At 70.5% G+C, this 1,510-nt stretch carries 1 protein-coding gene and 1 pseudogene; both read right to left on the bottom strand.

Going from position 1 to position 1,510, the window contains the following annotated elements:
- Positions 1-121: 121 nt before the first annotated feature.
- Positions 122-631, bottom strand: a pseudogene (locus JHD63_RS22510) (ubiquinone biosynthesis accessory factor UbiJ); the annotation flags it as partial.
- Positions 632-669: 38 nt separating this feature from the next.
- Positions 670-1,510 (bottom strand): Tim44 domain-containing protein (locus JHD63_RS22505; protein WP_198973018.1); only part of this gene is annotated, 841 nt, incomplete at its 5' end.

Here is a 1,510-nt window from a genome sequence, read left to right as displayed (position 1 = left end):
CCCCCCCCCCCCCCCCCCCCCCCCCCCCCCCCCCCCCCCCCCTTTTCAAGCAGAAGACGGCATACGCGATTTCCTGTACGGTCTCGTGGGCTCGGAGATGTGTATAAGAGACAGGCGTGGCGACGAACTGGCGCAGCGCGCCGCCGGCCCGGCGCAGCAGGCGCAGCAGGTTGTGGGCGGGCACGTCGCCGATCACGCGCGCCAGGTCTTCCTCGATGTCCCAGCGCAGGTTGTCGGCCAGCCAGTTGATCTCGGCGGCCAGTTGCACGTCGCCCTCGATGCGCACGGCGGGCTTCTCGTTGCGCAGCGCGGCCTGCATGAGGGTGAAGGGCGAGTCGTCGGTGACGGTCAGCGTGAGGTCGGGCATGCTGCCGTCGGGCGCCCGGTCCAACAGGCCGGCCGAGGTGAACAGCAGGCGCAGCGTGAAGTGGCGCCACTGCACGAGTGCCACGCGTCCCTTCTGGCGGGCCAGCCGCGCCATGGCCTCGGGCTCCTGCTGCAGCACGTGGTTGAGGAACAGCACGGCGCGGTGCTGGACTTCATCGACCAGCCACGAGGGCGCCTGCACATGGGCGCCGATCCGCTGGACGAGTCCATCCAGAAACGAAAAAGGGGACTGTGGTGTAGCCATAGTCCCCGATTATGAAGCCCGCCCCGGGCCTGGCGCGCTTACTGCAGCGCCTGCACGCCGGCGACCAGCCAGCCGGTGTTGCCGCTCTTGGGCTTGGTCATGTTCCACACTTCGCGGAACGGGCTCGGCCCGGCCGAGGGCTCCTCGCGGATCATGCCGGAGAACTCGACGCTGGCGAGGTAGTCGTCGCCCACGTCCTCGATGCCCAGCAACTGCGCCTCGAGCATCACCACGTCGGTCTTGTTGACCTGGCCGCCGATGTGCTGCTCGCGCTCGGCCAACTGGGCGCGGATCTCGCCGAGCATGCCGTCGGTCATCATCGCGCGCAGCGAGATGATGTCGGAGCGGTCCCAGGCGTCCTGCAGCGTGACGAAGTTGCGCTTGGCAGCAGCCAGGAAACCCTCGGTATCGAAGCCCGCGGGCACCCCCCAGGACTGCGAGCCGCTCAGGACCGAGGCCGAGGCGGCCGCGCCGCCGAGGGACGAGCCGATCATGGAGCCGGATTCGGCACCGGCTGCCGGGCGGGCATCGAAGGCCGTGGCCTGGTTCTCCCACGGCCGCGCGGAGGCGTCGTTGCCGACCTTGGCCGGGTTGTACTGGCGCGGCGCGTCAGGCACCGGAGCCGGCCTGGCGCCCGCGCCCTGGAAGGCGTAGGGCGAGGCCGCGCCGCCATTCTGGTTCTGGCCGTTGCGGCGGGCGCGCATCACCATGCCGACCACGACCATCACCACCAGCGCCAGCAGCAGGAACATCAACACCTGGCCGAAGGCCGCGCCCAGGCCCAGCGAGTGCGCGAGCCAGGCCAGGCCCAGCCCGGCGGCCAGGCCGCCCAGCATGCCGGCCCAGGGCTTGCGCGGCGCCTGTCTCTTATACACATCT

The organism is Xylophilus sp. ASV27 (assembly GCF_016428875.1).
GTDB lineage: Bacteria > Pseudomonadota > Gammaproteobacteria > Burkholderiales > Burkholderiaceae_C > Xylophilus.
Note: the sequence above shows the minus strand (reverse complement) of the source record. Positions and strands in the feature narration are given on the sequence as shown.